Annotated in this window: 13 protein-coding genes, 1 tRNA gene and 1 pseudogene; 12 read left to right on the plus strand and 3 right to left on the minus strand. The window is 44.8% G+C overall.

The features are described from left to right. The first annotated feature begins 4 nt into the window (after positions 1-4). The 9 genes and pseudogenes from AB3Y96_RS19755 to AB3Y96_RS19795 all read left to right on the plus strand — a co-directional run bounded on the left by AB3Y96_RS19755 (position 5) and on the right by AB3Y96_RS19795 (position 10,801). Positions 5-496, plus strand: coding sequence for a hypothetical protein (locus tag AB3Y96_RS19755; protein WP_367300036.1), 492 nt, complete (start codon positions 5-7; stop codon positions 494-496). A 73-nt stretch (positions 497-569) separates the two neighbouring features. Further along, positions 570-824 (plus strand): PAAR domain-containing protein, encoded by a 255-nt coding sequence (locus AB3Y96_RS19760; RefSeq protein ID WP_367300037.1) that lies wholly within the window; start codon positions 570-572, stop codon positions 822-824. After that, positions 824-2,248, plus strand: coding sequence for a hypothetical protein (locus tag AB3Y96_RS19765; protein ID WP_367300038.1), 1,425 nt, complete (start codon positions 824-826; stop codon positions 2,246-2,248). The genes AB3Y96_RS19760 and AB3Y96_RS19765 overlap by 1 nt, the downstream gene beginning before the upstream one ends. Positions 2,249-2,372: 124 nt before the next feature. After that, positions 2,373-2,549: pseudogene (locus AB3Y96_RS19770) on the plus strand (hypothetical protein); the annotation flags it as partial. A gap of 484 nt (positions 2,550-3,033) precedes the next feature. Further along, complete coding sequence (locus AB3Y96_RS19775) at positions 3,034-3,255, plus strand: DUF3732 domain-containing protein (protein WP_367300039.1); 222 nt, start codon at positions 3,034-3,036, stop codon at positions 3,253-3,255. A gap of 273 nt (positions 3,256-3,528) precedes the next feature. Beyond that, entirely contained in the window at positions 3,529-3,693 is a 165-nt protein-coding gene (locus AB3Y96_RS19780) for a DUF2813 domain-containing protein (RefSeq protein WP_367300040.1), read from the plus strand. A gap of 43 nt (positions 3,694-3,736) precedes the next feature. Beyond that, on the plus strand, positions 3,737-6,328 hold the full coding sequence (locus AB3Y96_RS19785; RefSeq protein WP_367300041.1) for a type I restriction-modification system subunit M: 2,592 nt from the start codon (positions 3,737-3,739) through the stop codon (positions 6,326-6,328). A 1-nt stretch (position 6,329) separates the two neighbouring features. After that, positions 6,330-7,562 (plus strand): restriction endonuclease subunit S, encoded by a 1,233-nt coding sequence (locus tag AB3Y96_RS19790; RefSeq protein WP_367300042.1) that lies wholly within the window; start codon positions 6,330-6,332, stop codon positions 7,560-7,562. A 14-nt stretch (positions 7,563-7,576) separates the two neighbouring features. After that, positions 7,577-10,801: a type I restriction endonuclease subunit R gene (locus tag AB3Y96_RS19795; protein WP_367300043.1), complete on the plus strand. Its 3,225-nt coding sequence runs from the start codon at positions 7,577-7,579 to the stop codon at positions 10,799-10,801. A gap of 251 nt (positions 10,802-11,052) precedes the next feature. Here the strand turns inward: AB3Y96_RS19795 and AB3Y96_RS19800 are convergent, their stop codons facing one another. Both AB3Y96_RS19800 and AB3Y96_RS19805 read right to left on the minus strand, forming a co-directional pair. After that, complete coding sequence (locus AB3Y96_RS19800; RefSeq protein ID WP_367300044.1) at positions 11,053-12,318, minus strand: tyrosine-type recombinase/integrase; 1,266 nt, start codon at positions 12,316-12,318, stop codon at positions 11,053-11,055. Between the two features lie 199 nt (positions 12,319-12,517). Next, positions 12,518-12,602, minus strand: a tRNA-Leu gene (locus AB3Y96_RS19805). Between the two features lie 314 nt (positions 12,603-12,916). On the opposite strand from AB3Y96_RS19805, the gene AB3Y96_RS19810 reads away from it, so the two are divergent. Beyond that, positions 12,917-13,318 carry a DUF4440 domain-containing protein gene (locus AB3Y96_RS19810; RefSeq protein ID WP_367300045.1) on the plus strand — a complete coding sequence of 134 codons (402 nt, stop codon included), beginning with the start codon at positions 12,917-12,919 and terminating at the stop codon, positions 13,316-13,318. A 66-nt stretch (positions 13,319-13,384) separates the two neighbouring features. On the opposite strand, the gene AB3Y96_RS19815 is transcribed toward AB3Y96_RS19810, so the two are convergent. Beyond that, positions 13,385-14,305 carry a L,D-transpeptidase family protein gene (locus tag AB3Y96_RS19815; RefSeq protein ID WP_025798346.1) on the minus strand — a complete coding sequence of 307 codons (921 nt, stop codon included), beginning with the start codon at positions 14,303-14,305 and terminating at the stop codon, positions 13,385-13,387. A gap of 327 nt (positions 14,306-14,632) precedes the next feature. On the opposite strand from AB3Y96_RS19815, the gene ampH reads away from it, so the two are divergent. After that, a complete protein-coding gene (ampH, locus tag AB3Y96_RS19820) occupies positions 14,633-15,784 on the plus strand; it encodes a D-alanyl-D-alanine-carboxypeptidase/endopeptidase AmpH (RefSeq protein WP_072310229.1) in 1,152 nt (383 codons plus the stop codon). 223 nt (positions 15,785-16,007) lie between these two features. Then, positions 16,008-17,648 (plus strand): methyl-accepting chemotaxis protein, encoded by a 1,641-nt coding sequence (locus tag AB3Y96_RS19825; protein WP_072310157.1) that lies wholly within the window; start codon positions 16,008-16,010, stop codon positions 17,646-17,648. Positions 17,649-17,688: the final 40 nt, after the last annotated feature.

Below are 17,688 nucleotides of genomic sequence, written 5' to 3' on the forward strand. Positions count from 1 at the left end.
CAGAATGAATGGAAATATTAGATTACTAACACTTATGGCTACGGTAATGCTTTTTGCAGGATGCGGAAATAGCCAGCATGATGCATTACAAAAAGCGTCAACCACGACTTCAGCAAACACATCAGAAACTGAAACTACGTCTGAATGCCCAGATTTTTCAGGAACCTATAAAGTTGAAGGCGGAAAATCACGTTTCTACGTTGAAAAAACGACCTCCTCAACGTATCTCTTTACGATTGAAACTCCCTATGACCCACCAATAACGCAATCAGCGTCGGTGAAACGTTCTAATAAAGAACAATCCACATTCTGTACTCTAGACATTGATGGATTTGGAACAATATCACCATGGGAAAAGGGGAGTATTTATCATATTACGTTTGACTCGAGAGATTTCGAGAAAGTTATCAATACGGATTACATATTAAAACTCAAAAACCTTCGCCCAGTGCAATATGGCGTTGATTTTGGTGTATATGGACTCACTAAAAAATAAGTTATAGCGAATGAATAGCCTGAATACAGACAGCTAATTATTTAATTAATACTCCTTCAATAAAGGTTAATGAATGAAAGGTGTTATTCGCTTGGGTGATCCACTCAGCAATGGCGGAACAGTGATCAGTGCATCCGGGCCAGACTTTATGGGAAAAAATGTGATGTTACTCGGGGACATGGTGAGTTGTTCGCTACATGGACAAAAAACAGCGGCGCAATGTCATCCAACTTGGATGATAAATGGTAAAGGGGTGGTCGTTGACGGGTGTAAAGCTCAATGTGGGTGCTCCATAAACACAACCTTACCCAATGCAGGAGTGGAATAATGCGCTGGAATATTCCCCCCGCCAACCCCATGCCTAGGCCAACGCGCTATCCTTGGCTGGTGGTTTCTCTGATATTTATTGCCCTCGTTATTATTTTTTTTGTGGCTACCCTACTCAATTGGCCAACAGGAAAACTTGTTGATAACAGTTTCATCCATCGAGCATTCTTACTTCCCGCATCAGTGGGTTTTCTCATCGCAGGAATCGTTCTCTTCGTCAAAGTCTCGGAAAACTTCGCATGGCATACACGGAATTACCTCTATGGCTGCCTGAAACAACGATGGAAATATTGGGGACGGAGCCATCTCCTACTCCATGAACATGCTTCACTGTCTTCTCTTGACGATCTTGCTTTAAAAATACTGCGCCTAGAAGGTGAATTCCCTACCGCACCGGCCACGCCACTTGAAATCGATAATGACAGTGGCGAGCAATTTGAGTCAACGAGACTACAGCTAATTCTCACATCAATACTGAAACCGCTTGAGAAAACGCTCTCGTTCCAAGGCAGCGACTTGAGCCTATGGCTTTATGTTCATGGCGGAAGTGAGGATAGCGTTGATGAATTAAAAACAGTACTCAAAGAGCTATCAATTCCAACCATAGAGAAACATAAGATCCATTGGCTGGCAGAGTGCCCTGACCTTGCGCTATTAAATACATGGATAGATACGCCATTCTCTGAGCGCCGACTTTTGATCATTGTTGACCTTCACACCGAAGATAAAACGTCCTTTTATGAAAATGCGCAGGCATTCCTTTTTACACACCCTGATGCACATAACAAAGGGTTTTATTCCGTACAAAAGCCCAGTGAAACGCCTCTCTATTGGTTTCGTACTCTAGAGAGCTCAGCCTATAAACTGGCTGAAGATAGCCGTACCTATCTCGCTGTCGAGCATATTGCAGATGGAATAGGACAACACTTATGGCACAGCGGCTTAGATAAGCAGGAAAAATACGGTTTATATGCGGCATTGGATTGTATCGAGAACAGTGCATCAGGACAAAACCGCCATGATGTCAACTTTAGCCTAGGCGACCACTCTGATGGACAAATTTGGCTAGCATCGGCTCTGGCCGCAGACGCCGCGCGCTACGGACAAGGTAGCCAACTCGTATCTGGCACCAAAGCAGATAATTTTCAGCTTGGCTTGTTATCGATTCGTCCGCCAAAGGAAACCTTTACGCCTGAAAATCACAGCCCAATACTTGATTCAGTCCTATGCAGCAGTGTGGCCTATTTACCTCTTATGGGGCTTATTTTCGAGGTAGGATATATAGCCAACAATAACAACGCCAACCTAGACAGCATCTATATCTGGCTCATTATTGGGGGGTTCATTTCATTTTTTGTTATGGGCATTATAACTCGATTCATCATCGAACGTGGAATTGAAGAAGAGATAGGTATGTATTTATAGTAGATGGAAAGTCGGCTATCACTGATAGCTTAAGCGCTATTATACTGCAAAAAAACTCACACCATCATGCTATTTATGCCCATTGAAAAATATGGGTAATATACTTAAAAATGATGATTACAGAATGAAAAGCATAATTCCTTTGTTAGTTATCAGTTTATTACTCACTACACAAACAACTGATGCTGCTCGTGGGCGACAACCCTGCTCCGGCTCCAAAGGGGGTATATCTCATTGTACATCGGGCGGTGCATTTGTCTGTAATGACGGAAGTTTAAGTCAGTCAAAACGATTCTGTTCGGGCTACAGCGCCGAGCCGAATCTACAGACATCTAATGCTGTATCCACTGCAACGGTAACCAAGAAAATCCAGCGAAAGAAGTCGACTTTATCGGCGAAAAAACAAGGTTCACCACATAATGTTGAAAATGAAGATTCGCTATCCCTGCAACCTAAAAAACCAACCTGTGCACCTATCTACATGGCGGATAAGCCTGGTTTTACCCATTTACCCATTTACCCATTTGTTCTGGGGATCAATTTTAACTAGCGTAAACCATACACTAGTAAGGTAAAAATAATCTGTGACTCTGTATAAGAGCATTTATGTAGGCAGAGGTTTATCGCCGAAAAACGCATAGATAGTTCTATGGTCTGCTATGAGCGAGAAGCAGAAGTTCGCAACTCCAACAGCTACATGACTAACTTACGGTCCAGATTATCGTTGACACACAAGTCTACCAGAATAATATCAATAAATACTTAATCGCCCGTTGAGTATCCTGATGCCGAGGAGGCAATATACAGGTACCAAGTGGATAAACGCTGTAAACCAGTTGTTTAGCCTTATAAGCCACACAGCACAAACACTTACGCCTGATTTACACATAATCGTCATGGATCATACTGACCTCAAGGATGACGGGTTCCAGATCGTGGTCTCAGAACGCTGGCGTAATGGTGTGAAGCTCATACCACCAAGGTGGATAGCGGCGCGGAAGCAGTAATAAAAAAATAATAAATATCGTTTTCTGCGGGGGCTAGAGTCTGAGCAGTGATGGGCAATTCGGCATTTGATAAGGTTTATAGTACCGGTCTGCTCTTGGTTAAGCTGTAAGACGTAACTGAAATGTGTATGTGCTAAAAGCGCCAGCCCAAATAATTCACCATGTGCCAGCCGGGAACTTATCAGGACTGTTCAACAATGCGTCCTGAACTAGGCGCTAGCAATAGTGTGAAGAGAAATTGCACGAGTACCTTACTTGCTGAAAAAAAGGATAATGGTGCATCTGTCTAATTTAAGGATAGCCAACTTCCGAAATTTCGAGACAGTAGACATTCCACTGAGTGGTAACATTGTTTTGCTGGGCGAAAACCGCATAGGTAAGAGCAATCTGCTGTTCGCTAGCAAGAAGCTCTTATCAAACGTACAATCAAAACCTTAAAATAGCCCTTTCCAAAAAAGAATTGCTTTTAACAGGACTCATTGTGAATAAACAACAGCTTGCGGCAAAAATCTGGGAATCTGCCAACCAGATGCGTTCTAAAATTGAAGCTAACGAATACAAAGACTACATACTCGGCTTTATCTTCTACAAGTACCTAAGCGACCAGCTGGTGCAGTTTGTCACCAAACAGGGGATGACCTCTGAAGATATCAAATCCCTCAATGAAGAAGACGCTGACACCGTTAAATTCGTGCAAGACAGCCTGGGCTACTTTATTGCCTACGATAATCTGTTTTCGACATGGGTTGATCCAAAATCCGAATTTGATGAATCAAACGTACGTGATGCGCTCTCTGCCTTTAGCCGTTTGATTTCACCCACTTACAAAAAGCTGTTTGAAGGCATTTTTACCACTTTAGAAACCGGTTTAAGCAAACTGGGTGAAAGCGCAGGCAAACGCACTAAAGCCATCAGCGACTTACTGCACCTGATCAAAAGCATCCCGATGAATAGCAATCAAGGGTATGACGTACTGGGCTACATTTACGAATACCTGATTGAAAAATTTGCCGCCAACGCAGGTAAAAAAGCCGGTGAGTTTTACACGCCTCATGAAGTTTCAGTACTGATGTCAAACATCATCGCCCATGAGTTAAAACACAAAGATACCATCAAAATTTACGACCCGACTTCTGGCTCAGGTTCATTGCTGATCAATATCGGTGAAGCATTCGAGAAATACGCTAAAAACAAAGACAGCATCACCTATTACGCTCAAGAGTTAAAAGCTAATACCTACAACCTTACCCGTATGAACCTCATCATGCGCGGTATTAAAGCCAGCAACATTAAAACCCGCAATGGCGATACCTTGGAAGAGGATTGGCCGTATTTTGATGAAAGCGATCCGCAAGATTCCTACTACGCCTTGTATGTGGATGCCGTGGTGTCCAACCCGCCCTACTCGCAAAACTGGGATCCTAGCTTTAAAGACAGCGATCCGCGCTATTCACGTTTTGGCCTAGCACCTAAAACCAAAGCCGATTTTGCTTTTTTACTGCACGATCTCTACCACCTAAAACCCGATGGCATTATGGCCATCGTACTCCCTCATGGTGTCTTGTTCCGTGGCGGTGAAGAAGGTGAAATTCGTAAGCAACTTATTGAACAGAATCACATTGATACTGTTATCGGTTTACCGGCCAATATCTTTTTTGGCACCAGCATTCCCACGGTAATTTTGATACTCAAGCAAAAACGCCAAAACACCGATGTGTTGGTGGTCGATGCCTCTAAGCATTTTATGAAAGAAGGCAAAAATAACAAACTGCAAGCCAGTGATATCAAGCGCATTACTGATGCGGTGATTAACCGTGAAAGTATCGATAAATTCTCACAGCTGGTAAGTAAACAGACCCTGCGCGACAATGGCTACAATCTCAACATACCGCGCTATGTCGATTCCTCTGCGCCAGCACCAAGCTGGGATTTACACGCCACCATGCTCGGCGGCATTCCCAACGGCGAAATTGCCGAACTGCACCATTTTTGGCAAGCCTTCCCGCAATTGCACGGTGCCCTGTTTACGCCAAAATCCGCCGCTTACTGTGAGCTGGCCATTGCCAAGAAAGAGGTTAACGCCAGCATTAGCGCGCACCAGCAAGTATTAGCGTTTATCAGCGCCTACAGCCAAGCCTTCGATGGCTTTGATGAACAGCTAAACACCCAGCTAATACAAAACTGGCAAAGCGTACAGCGTAACCAACAAGAGGCTGCATTAAGTGCTGAGCTATTCGCTCGTTTAGCCCCGATTGCCTTAATCGATAAATACCAAGCTTACCAATTTCTAAATAACCAATGGCAAGTCATTAGCGCTGATTTAGAGATGATGCAAACCGAAGGCTTTGCCGCCACCAAACAAGTTGACCCGAATATCATCATCAAGAAGAAAGACGGTAAAGACACCGAAGTACAAGACGGCTGGAAAGGTCACATACTGCCCTTTGATTTAGTGCAACAAACTTATTTAAGTCATGACTTAAAAGCTTTGGCAGATAAAGAAACCCTCCTAGCAGAAATCGCTAGCGCGCTGGAAGAAATTTTAGAATCTCTCACCGAAGAAGAAAAAGAACAAGATACGGTCAAAGAAAGCAAAGACGGTTTTGCCAATGCCGAAGTCGGCAAAGCCGCCAAGGCTTTCTTGAAAGAACAAAAAGACAACAAAGTTAAATTCGCAGAAGAAAGCTATGAAGCCAAAATCATTCGCGCAAGTAAATTAATTGATGAAGAAAAAACCCTGAAAAAAACGGTCAAAGATGCGGCCGCGGCCCTGCACTCAAAAACCAAAACAACCATCGAAGAATTAACCGATGAACAGGTGAACAACCTGCTGCACCTTAAATGGATTGCACCATTAAGCACAGAACTCGCCACCATGCCAAACGCCGTGATTAGCCAACTGACTAGCCAAGTGCAAGCCCTTGCTGATAAATACGCCGTCACCTATTCGCAGGTGGCCCATGAGATTAAAACCACCGAGCAAGAACTGGCGGAGATGATGAGCGAACTCACCGGGAATAATTTTGATATGCAGGGCTTGGCTGAACTCACCAACTTATTGAAGGGTGAATAAGATGAATATGGACAATATGTTACCGGAGATTAGGTTTAAAGGGTTTAGTGGGGGGTGGAATTACCTGACTTTAGGAGAAAACGCAAAATTCACCAAAGGGCAAGGTTATTCAAAAGGTGATTTAGTTACGAGTGGAACGCCCATCATTTTATATGGCCGACTTTATACGAAGTATCAAACAGTCATTTCTAGCGTTGACACATTTGTAACTGAAAAAGATACGTCTATTAAAAGCATTGGCGGAGAAGTTATCGTTCCTGCTTCAGGTGAATCACCTGATGATATATCAAGGGCGTCAGTTGTTAGTGAGCCGAATGTTATACTTGGTGGTGATCTGAACATTTTATTACCTAACAAAAAGATTCACTCAACCTTTCTCGCTTTAGCAATATCTAATGGCCGTTTAAAAAAGAAGCTATCTTCTAAGGCGCAAGGAAAATCTGTTGTTCATATAAGAAATTCAGACCTGGCAGATTTAGACCTGATTTTACCGACTGAATATATAGAACAAACTACCATCGGCAACTACTTCCAAAAGCTTGACGCGCTGATCAACCAACATCAACAAAAGCATGACAAACTCAGCAGCATTAAAAAAGCCATGCTGGAAAAAATGTTTCCCAAACAAGGCGAAACCATGCCAGAAATCCGCTTTAAAGGGTTTAGTGGGGAGTGGGAGGAGAAGGAGTTAGGTGAATTAGCTGAAATTGTTCGCGGCGCAAGCCCTCGCCCGATTGAAGATCCTAAATGGTTCGATAGTCAATCAAGTGTTGGTTGGTTACGTATTAGAGATGTGACCGAGCAAGATGGCAGAATTCACTATTTAGAGCAGAGAATTTCAAAGCTTGGCCAAGAAAAAACTCGTGTATTGCATGAGAAACATCTGCTGTTAAGCATAGCCGCGAGCGTTGGTAAACCTGTAGTTAACTATGTTGAAACTGGGGTTCACGATGGTTTCCTCATATTCAAAAAGCCACTTTTTGAGCTTGAGTTTATGTATCAATGGTTAAAATCCTTTGAAACAAAGTGGCAACAATTTGGCCAACCAGGAAGCCAAGTTAACCTTAACTCCGATATTGTTAAAAACCTGACCATAACTATTCCTACTAATGAAGAACAAACGGCCATCGGCAACTACTTCCAAAAACTCGACGCGCTGATCAACCAACACCAACAACAAATAATCAAACTTAACAACATCAAGCAGGCCTGCTTAAGTAAAATGTTTGTCTAACAGGGAGCGCCATCATGATCACCTTTAAAACTGAAGCGCAATTTGAGCAGGCCTTTATTGAGGTTCTCACCAACAAAGGTTGGGAGCCGGAGATACTCAAAAACAAAACTGAAGCCGATTTGCTGCAAAACTGGGCAAACATTTTGTTTGAAAACAATCGCCAGCGGGATCGCTTAAACGATGTTCCGCTTACCTCGACTGAAATGCAGCAAATTATTGAGCAAATAAAAGAACTTAAAACTCCGCTCAAGCTCAACGGCTTAATTAACGGTAAAACAGTAGCCATTAAGCGCGATAACCCAGCCGATAGCTTGCATATGGGCAAAGAAGTCAGCTTAAAAATATACGATCGCCAAGAAATTGCCGCCGGCCAAAGCCGTTACCAAATTGTGCAGCAGCCCAAATTTGAACGAGGCAGCCCCTTGCGTAACGACCGACGCGGCGATGTGCTGCTACTGATTAATGGTATGCCAGTAATCCATGTAGAGCTAAAGCGCAGCGGCATACCGGTTAGCCAAGCCGTAAACCAAATAGAAAAGTACAGCAAAGAGGGCGTATTTAGCGGCCTGTTTTCGCTCATCCAAGTGTTTGTGGCCATGGAGCCCAACGAGGCCAAATACTTTGCTAACCCTGGGCTAGACGGTAAGTTTAACCCCGACTATCAATTTAACTGGGCCGATTTTAATAACGAGCCCATGAACCACTGGAAAGACATTGCCTCTACCCTGCTTTCCATCCCTATGGCGCACCAGTTGATTGGCTTTTATACCGTTGCCGACGATACCGACGGCGTGCTTAAGGTCATGCGCAGTTATCAGTATTATGCCGCTAATGCAATATCTGACAAAGTCGCCAAAACCAACTGGCAGCAACTGGGAAGCGCGGCCAATAACCCCGATCGCCTCGGGGGATATGTGTGGCATACCACAGGTTCGGGTAAAACCATGACCAGCTTTAAATCGGCGCAGTTGATCGCACAATCCAAAGATGCCGATAAAGTCATTTTTTTAATGGACAGGATTGAGTTGGGCACCCAGTCGCTCGCGGAATATCGCAATTTTGCCGGCGATGGCGAAGACGTTCAAGCCACCGAAAACACTCACGTGCTCATTACCAAATTAAAAAGTACCGCTCCCGCCGATACGTTAATTGTTAGCTCGATTCAAAAAATGAGTAATATTTTTGAAGCGGTAGATGATGAAGGCGTGGCCACAAACTCTGCGGATATTGAAAAAATTCGCGCTAAACGTTTGGTGTTTATTGTCGATGAGGCGCATCGTTCAACCATGAGCGGCGGCAAAGATAATAAGGACGGAATGTTAATTACGGTCAAAAAGACGTTTCCTGCCGCGTTGTTTTTTGGTTTTACGGGTACACCTATCCATGATGAAAACCATGTTAACAACAACACGACCGCCGATGTTTTCGGAAATGAGTTACACCGCTACAGCATTGCCGACGGTATTCGCGACGGTAATGTTTTGGGCTTTGATCCTTACAAAATCTGTACCTTTAAAGATAAGGATCTACGTCAAGCCATCGCCCTCGAACAGGCCAAAGCCGATTCGGTGTCGGATGCAATGTCTACGCCTGCTAAAAAGAAAAAATTTAATTATTTTATGAACGATGTATCGATGGCTGGCCATAAAGATGCAACAGGCAAGAATATCAAAGGCATAGAAGACTATGTGCCAAAAGAACAATATCTCACTGTAGACCATCAAGAAAAAGTGGTAGCTGATATTCTGGCCGAATGGGATGTGCTCAGTCAGGCCAATAAATTTCACGCTATTTTAGCCACTAGCAGCATTGCTGAAGCCATTGACTATTACCGCCGTTTAAAAGCTGCCAAGCCTGAACTTAAAATATCAGCCCTATTTGACCCGCACATTGATAACGATGGTAGTAGCGGCCGAGGTCCTACGTTTAAAGGCGATGGTCTGGAAGAAGTTATGGCCGACTATAACGAGCGTTACGGCCAAGATTTTGATTTTGCTCGCCATGCGGCCTTTAAAAAAGATTTAGCAGCACGCCTTGCTCATAAAAAGCCCTACGAGCGCATTCACACCGAGCCTTCAAAGCAATTAGATTTACTGATTGTTGTGGATCAAATGCTCACTGGCTTTGACTCTAAATGGCTTAATACCTTGTATTTAGACAAGGTGATTAAATACCAAAATATTATTCAAGCGTTCTCGCGCACCAATCGCTTGTTTGGCCCCGACAAACCTCACGGCATCATCCGTTACTACCGCTATCCACACACCATGGAGCAACATATTAATGATGCGGTAAAACTCTATTCTGGCGACAAACCTATCGGCCTCTTCGTAGATAAGTTAGAAAGTAATATTAAAGCCATGAATGAATTAGTAGCGGACATTACCGAGCTGTTCGTCAATGCAGACGTTGAGAATTTTGAAAAACTGCCAGACGATACGGAAACCTGTGCCCAATTCGCCAAATTATTTAACACCTTTAACCAGCACCTAGAAGCGGCTAAGGTTCAAGGTTTGCATTGGGAACAATCGGTCTATTCCTGTACTGAAAATGATGTAGAACATGAGGTAACGCGGGTCATAGACGAACAAACTTACCTGAGCCTAGCGCTGCGCTATAAAGAGTTGGTCAGCAAAAGTAATGGTGGTGGCGGCGGCAATGTGCCTTTTGATATCAGTGGTTATTTAACTGAAATAGATACCGGCAAAATCGATGCCGACTATATGAACAGCCGCTTTGATAAATTTTTAAAAGAGCTGAACCAGCACCAAGACTCTGCGAGCATTGAAACCACATTAAATGAGCTGCATAAGTCGTTTGCATCACTCACTCAAAGCGAGCAAAAGTACGCCAAGCTCTTCTTGCACGACTTGCAGCGCGGCGATGCGCAGTTAGTAGAAGGCCATACTTTTAGAGACTACATCAACACCTACAAAGATAACGCTGAAAATGCGCAATTAAACGCAGTGGTTGATGCTCTTGGTTTAGATAAAGGACTACTCATAGCATTAATGGCTGATAGCGTTAATGATAAGAATCTCAACGAATTTGGTCGCTTCGATGCATTAAAAGAATCGGTAGATAAAGCGAAAGCCAAGGCCTTTTTTGAAAAACAAGACGGCGTAACCATGCCTCTATTCAAGCTGAATATTCGCATCGATCAGTTTTTAAAGCAGTTTATTTTCACACAAACGGATGATTTCTTAAGTGACAACGATGTTGTTAGCCTAGTGCTGTGATGGACATCCCTCAGCGTAAGTTCTGTCACACTTATGCTGAGGACTCCTTTCAGAGGAGCTGCATCACAAACTCGATACAAGTCATTGGTATCGTTTAGGTTAAATGTGGCTTGCAGGTCTGCGTCTATATGGCACTCACTTAACGCTTACTTTTCGGTTGATTAAAAACAAAAACACCTGTTTTTTAACTGAGGTCTTAGTGATATATAAAAAATTGAATAAGGCTTATTACAACAAAAGACTGTTAATGATTATTTGAATGGATTATTTACTTTTGCATAATCAAAAGGTGAAATAGTTTGCTGCCTGTTTGCATCCAGATAATCAGCCCACCACTGCAGCATTAGCCTGCGTTCCCCTAGGTGCTCGGCCTTATGAATATAAGCCGCGCGCACAGAGTTACGTTCCTGGTGACTCATCTGCCGTTCTACCGCATCCTTCGACCACAATCCCGACTCAATCAAAGAACTACAGGCCATAGTTCTGAAACCATGGCCACAAACCTCAACTTTTGTATCATAGCCCATCACCCTCAGCGCCTTGTTCACCGTATTTTCACTCATCGGCTTACGAGGATCGTGATCACCAACGAAGATCAGCTCACGATTTCCGCTCATGTTTTTGATCTTTTCCAGAATGGTCAGAGCTTGGCTGGATAAAGGAACCAGATGCGGAGTCCGCATTTTCGATCCTCGATGTGAATGCTTCACACCTTCCAAAGGCGCACGTTCTCCCGGAATCGTCCACATAGAGTTATCAAAATCTACCTCTGACCAGCGTGCAAAACGCAGTTCACTAGATCGAATAAATACCAATAACGTCAGCTCCACAGCTAAGCGTGTTAATGGTCTACCGGTATATGTGTCGATACGATGAAGTAGTTCAGGTATACAATTAAGTTCTAGCGCAGCACGATGCTGTCGTTTAGCGGTAGCGACCGCGCCAGCGATCTCTTGTGCGGGGTTGTAGTCAATTAATCCACTCTGCACGGCAAAGCGCATAATTGCTGTTGTGCGTTGCTGTAGACGAGCAGCAACCTCAAGACGTCCAGACATCTCTACGGCTTTGATGGGAATAAGTAAATCTCTGGTTTTTAGCTCGGCAATATTCCGCTTACCAATCGCATCGAACAGATTATCTTCCAGACTTTTAAGAACACGGCCACTATGTGACTCAGACCATTTTTGATTGCTTGCGTGCCAGTCTCTGGCTACAGATTCAAAAGTGATGATCTCTTTAGCCTGTTCTTCTTTCACTGCACGCTTATGCTCACGAGGATCAACACCGGCAGCAACAAGCCTCCTGGCCTCTTCCCTCTTTTGGCGGGCATCAGCCAGTGACGTTTCGGGGTAAACACCAAATGCCATCAGATGTTGCTTGCCGCCAAAGCGAAAGCGGAAACGCCAGTATTTGGAGCCGTTAGGGTGTATCAACAAAAACATTCCATCGCCGTCTACTAGCGAGTATTCCTTTGCCTCAGGTTTTGCAGAGCGCACCTTTGTATCTGTCAGGGCCATGATGGTATTCCTTCCATATGCTGCCGTGAGTATATAAGCATTATCGAACCAGCATATATACTCGGTTCTATACTCACAAGCATGTTGATGTGGGGTAACTCAGATTGACGTCGGTAGACTGAAAAGCTGGGAAAAGCCTTGCGGAGACTGGATTTCAGGCATAAAAAAAGACCTCAATTGAGGTCTATTTACATACTATTGGTGCCGAAGGCCGGACTCGAACCGGCACACCTTGCGGCGGTTGATTTTGAATCAACTGCGTCTACCGATTTCGCCACTTCGGCACAGAAGTAGTATGCGGAAAACGAGTGCATTATACCTAGCCACGACCCCCACGCAATACTTATCCTGCATTCAATTGTTTAAGTGCCTAAAAAAACGACGAAGGTACAATAAAAAACGCCTATGCGGATATTTTATCAGCAATTATTACTCACCATCTGCGGTTTGGCGGCTCTTTTGCCGCCGTTTATACCTCGCGTAATTTCATTTGCCTACGCATCGAGGAGGAATTGGGGCGTTTGCTCACGTCTATCAGGGTTGCTGTTAACGAGTTCCATCATTACATTGCGGTATACGCTTCTCTCTAGGAAACCTCATGTCCGCAAATAACCCGTTTTTTGTTGAAGTTGTCGAATCACATGAACTCATTCAGCAGTGGTTTGCCAATGCGTCTACCGGCGAAGCGCTTTGTGAACAGCTGCTATCGCACTTTAGCCCTGCATTCAGCATGGTGGGAATGAGCGGCATGCTGCTGAATTATCCTGCGGTGTGTGGATTTTTCCGTGCGAATGGAGGCGCCAAAGCGGGGCTGAACATCGAGGTCTCAGAGATGGCTATCATCGCTGAGTGGGAAAATGGCGCGGTCGTTAGCTATAAGGAAACACAGACACAACCAGAACAGCCGAAAACCGTTCGCTTCTCAACGGCGGTCTTTGAAAAAGATAGTCAGGGGAAAGTGTTATGGCGTCATCTGCATGAAACTGCAGCGCATATCTGAGCGTGAGACGTAAAAAAGGCGGGATATATCCCGCCTTTCGGTAACTCACATCAAGTGATTATGCAATCAGTTGATTTTAATTGGCATACCTGAACGTGCTGCTACTGCATTATCAACGGCGCTGGTCTGAACGCTTGGATCAGAAACAATTTTGTTGATGGCGTCGGTCAGCACAACAGGTACTGGCGCGTCAGAGTTGAACTGCTGCTCAGTGGTAGACAGCGGATTGTGAACCTCGATATAGCGAGATCCATCTGGCTCTACGGTCGCTTTTACAGGTTCATTGATGAACTGTAAGCGAGTGCCTACTGGAACGTTATCAAACAGGTATTTGATGTCGTCATCGCGCAGACGCACGCAACCGTGGCTTACGCGCAGGCCAATACCGAAGTTGGCGTTAGTACCGTGAACCGCATATAAACGGCCGATATACAGCGCGTACAGGCCCATTGGGTTGTCGGGACCAGCAGGGAATACCTGTGGCAGAGTCTCACCGTTAGCGGCGTACTCTTCGTGCATTTTTTTAGTTGGCGTCCATGTTGGGCCCGCTTTTTTACGCTGAACCGAAGTCACCCAGTTCATTGGCGTATCGCGACCTAGCTCACCAATACCAATCGGCAGAACCACGACGGTTTTAGAGCCTTTTGGATAGTAGTACAAACGCATCTCTGCACTGTTGATGATAATGCCTTCACGTGGAGTATTAGGCAGAATCAACTGGTGCGGGATAGTCAGCGTCATACCCGGCTTTGGCAGGTACGCATCTACGCCCGGATTCGCTTCCAACATGTTACTCAGGCCCATTTGGTACTGAGCAGCAAAATGTTCCAGAGGCTGTTTGTTATCTTCTGGCACTTTTACCTGAATGTTTTCACCAATCAGACGGCTGTTATTCGCCGGTAAAGGGTATACCACGGCAAATGCAGACTGCATAAAAGCAGTCGTTGCCAGAAGCACCGTGAAGAGCGCACGGATACTCATTTTCATGTTTATATTCCTGTTGGGTGCTAGTACCGCGCACAGGCGGTTGTCGATTTTAGCCAGTGAAGACTGGATGCGCATTATATGTGCACAAACGCAAAAGAGGAAAACATTAGTGCTCATCTTCCTAACGTATTTTTGGTGTTCACCAAACCAAACTGGGTTCTATTCTAAGATTAGCTCTGCGTGTGAGCTACGTCACAATCATTTTTGTTTCCACATGTACCGTTTGGTTTTATTTACAAAAAACTGATGAATTCCGCTCTGCCAGCGCATACGGTTGGCATTAAGATGTTCCCACTAAAAAATCTGACCTGTCTCTTGCCTGAAAAAATGGATAAACGCGTGTTGAAATTTTTCCCTGCGACGCTACTGGGCGTCGCCTGTGCGGTACTGCCACTTACAAGTTCTGCTCAACCACCTGAGCCTTTAGCTTCACAGGTAGTTGATGGCTACGCTGAACATATTTTTTACAATAGTGGTGCCGCTGCAATGGCCATGGTTGCTATCGATAACAACCAGCAGGTGTTTAGAAGTTTTGGCGAAACTCGCCCCGGCAATGATACCCGCCCGCGCAAAGACTCCTTAATCCGTATCGCCTCCCTTACCAAGCTCATGACCAGTGAAGTGTTGGTTAAGCTCGCCGATGAAAGAAAAGTCAGCCTTTATGACCCATTGAGAAAGTACGCGCCTAGCGGAATGCGAGTTCCGTCCTATAGCGCCAACCAGCCGATCGTGCTGATGAACCTCGCCTCTCATACCAGTGGTTTGCCGCGCGAACAGCCGGGCGGAGTTGCACATCGAGACGTCTTTACCTGGCCAACAAAATACGATCGCTGGCAATGGATGAAAAGCGCGAAAGTCGCGGTGCCACCCGGCGTGCGAGCATCTTATTCGAATCTGGCGTTTGACCTGCTGGCCGATGCGCTTGCTCAGGCAACGGGCAAAGCTTATCCGAGCCTGCTCAAAGAGAAGGTGACTCTGCCGTTGGGCATGAAAGACACCACATATACCCCCTCCCCCGAGCAATGCTCACGTATGATCGTACCCGCACGCGGTGCGAGCCCATGCCAAAGCAGCCTAGCGGCTATCGGTAGCGGCGGTGTGTATTCCACACCGGAAGACATGCAGCGCTGGATGCAACAGTTCTTATCTTCATCAACCCAGCCTCGTAGCCCTTACGCCGATAAGCTGCTGAAAATGTATTATCAGCGCGAAAAACTTACGCTGGTTAAAGGAATGGATGTTCCAGGTAAAGCATCAGCGCTTGGCTTGGGGTGGGTATATATGGCGCCACAAAACGGCTTGCCAGGCATCATGCAAAAAACCGGCGGCGGCGGTGGCTTCATTACCTATATGGCGATGATCCCAGACAAAAACGTTGGCGTGTTTGCGGTTGTTGCCCGCACTGAACTAACCAAATTTACTAATATGAGCGACGGTGTTAATCAGTTAGTCAGCGAGCTAGCACAGCAGCAGCACTAACTGTGGCTTGAGTTTAATTAAGGGACATTTTTATGTCCCTTTTTTATTTCAAAATTAAACTAAATAAATTCATTCAATATATTTATTTAATGGATTTATTTGCATTTATTATTGTTAATTTGCATGTATTTTAAACCTAAATAAATTTGGCTTATCTCCGATAACACAAAGACCCACGGAAAAAACCTTTCCAAAGATGTGGTTTATTATTGGAGCTACACCTATGTTTAAAAATATTAAAATCGCCAGCGGCATGCTGCTAGTGCTGTATTTATTTGGTTTGATACAAATAGGCTCTAACCTGATTGGGTTCTACTTCATCAAAAAAAATAGCGATAGCATTAGCGCAATGAGCGTCATCGCCGATGAGCAAAACGCGCTCAGCAGCAGTGGTGCCTATCTTCAACAAGCTCAATCAGCCATCAATAACATTGTTCTTGAGTATGCAGTCAATCCACAAGGCGCTGTTAATAAAGATTCTATACAGGCGGCTCGTGAAAACATGGCGCTTGCCAATAAATCCTTTGATCTATTTTGGAAGATCCCAGGGCTAACAAATCATGATGTTAAATTGGGTGAACAAATTAAAAATGCATTCCAAAACAATGCCGATAACATAGAAAAGCAGATCAGCATTGCTTTATCCGAACCATCTCCAAGCGTATTAGTTGATAAGCTTTTTCAATTGAAAACTGAAAAGGTAAAAACGCGAGCCTTATTTCAAGGATGGGTAAAAAAATATATTAGCATTTCCCTTAAGAACAACGATGACGCCAGAGACATAGCCAAACAAGCGTATTCCGAATTTATACGCTTACTCATCACCGTACTAATTTTATGCGTTTTCATGTGCTTAGCCGTGCATTTTTGGATTAAAAGAGTGCTCGTTCATCCACTGCAAGAAGCGACTGACTATTTCGAGCTTATTGGACAGGGTGACTTACGTAGCATCATTTCCATACAAAATAGCAACGAGGTTGGGCTATTGATGGCTGGATTACAGAAAATGCAGAGCGGATTACAGACCACCGTTGCTACCGTGCGGCAAGGCGTTGAGTCTATCAACATAGGCACCCACGAAATCTCTGCGGGTAATACCGACCTTTCAAGCCGAACCGAAGAACAGGCGGCTGCGCTGGCTCAAACCGCGGCCAGCATGGAGCAAATCACCGCCACCGTGCAGCAAAATGCCGAAAATGCTCAGCAAGCCGCTCAAATGATCAATAGCACCGCCAATATTGCCCATAACGGTGAACAGGTCATGGAGTCGGTCATCGCTAAAATGCGCACCATCAATCATAGCGCACAAAAAATGAGTGACATCATCAGCGTAATCGACGGTATCGCCTTCCAGACCAATATCTTAGCCCTAAATGCTGCGGTTGAGGCCGCTCGCGCAGGAGAGCAAGGGCGTGGTTTTGCCGTTGTGGCTGGTGAGGTGCGTAATTTGGCACAACGATGCTCGCTTTCAGCAAAAGAGATCAACGATCTCATTGCGACATCGAGCAACGATATCAAAGAAGGCATGTTACTCGTTGAGCACGCAGGAGAAACCATGGCCGACATCGTGCTTAACGTTAATAAAGCCACCAGCATCGTCGATAGCATCTCTTATGCGTCCGACGAACAAAGTCGCGGCGTTGCTCAGGTCAGTATTGCTATCAACCAGATGGATCAGGTGACTCAGCAGAACGCTGCGTTAGTGGAGCAAGTTGCTACCACCGCGTCGAATGTAGAAGAACAGTCCGATATGCTAGCTAAGGCAGTATCGATTTTTCGGCTAACCGATCAGCTATGGCAAGAGCCCAAAAAGGATCTTGAGCTAACCCAGAGGCCCGATCCACACAGTGCACATTGGATTTAAGCGTAAAAAAACGGGCCATAACAATGGCCCGTTTTATATT

The organism is Hafnia alvei (assembly GCF_964063325.1).
Taxonomy (GTDB): domain Bacteria; phylum Pseudomonadota; class Gammaproteobacteria; order Enterobacterales; family Enterobacteriaceae; genus Hafnia; species Hafnia alvei_B.